The sequence below is a fragment of the Dietzia sp. SYD-A1 genome (assembly GCF_015356725.1).
Lineage (GTDB): Bacteria > Actinomycetota > Actinomycetes > Mycobacteriales > Mycobacteriaceae > Dietzia.
Genome location: NZ_JADDKI010000687.1, coordinates 1 through 913, shown reverse-complemented (window position 1 = coordinate 913; position 913 = coordinate 1). Strand labels below are relative to the sequence as shown.

The following is a 913-nucleotide window of genomic DNA, read 5'->3' as shown; positions in this document are numbered from 1 at the left end:
CTAGTGGTCCGCATTTGAAGTGTTGTTACGGTTGGCTTTCGCGAGGACTTCCTCGGCGGTTTTCGTCCAGACGAACGGGTGTGAGCGGTTGTTCCAGCCGTCGATGAAGGCCCGAATCTTGGCGTTGAGGTCCTTGACGGATGTGAAGACCCCTCGGCGAATGGCCTGGCGTTCGACGATCCCGAACCAGACCTCCACCAGGTTCATCCACGAGGCGTGAGTCGGGGTGAAGTGCACCTTGAAGCGGGGATTGTCAGCCAGCCAGGCCTTGACGTTCGCGTGCTTGTGGGCGGCGTAATTGTCCATCACCAGGTGCAACTCGACCGGCTTTCCCTCGGCGTCAACGGCGTCGCGGTAGGCCCGCTCAATCTGCTTGAGGAACGCCAGGAACTCCTGGTTTCGGTGCCGTGGCTTGAGGGCGGCGGTGACCTGCCCGGTAGCGATATCCAGCGCCGCGAACAAGGTGGTGGTGCCGTGCCGGACGTAGTCGTGGCTGCGCCGCTCGATCAGTCCCGGCTGCATGGGCAAGATCGGCTGCGTCCGATCCAGCGCCTGGATCTGAGATTTCTCGTCCACGCACAGCACGATCGCGTTCTCCGGGGGCGCCAGGTACAGACCGCAGATGTCGGTGACCTTGCCGACCAGCTCGGGATCGGTAGAGAACCGGAACGACTCGGCCCGCCACGGCTTGATCCCATAGGCTCGCCACGCCGTGACCACCGTCGAGGCCGAGACCTTCAACCGCGCCGCCAGCAACCGCGACGACCAGTGGGTCACGCCCAAACTCTTCGGCGGCGGCATCAACGTCGCCGTCACGATCGCCGCGTGATCAATCGTGCGCGGCCGGCCAGAACGTTTCTCATCGACCAGGCCCGCGATGCCCTTGTCCTCATACCTGGATCGCCACAGATTC

At 63.5% G+C, this 913-nt stretch carries 1 protein-coding gene; it reads right to left on the bottom strand.

Features of this window, described 5'->3' with window-relative positions:
* The coding region (locus tag IY392_RS18620; protein WP_194862023.1) for an IS630 family transposase at window positions 1–913 on the bottom strand (913 nt) is incomplete at its 5' end.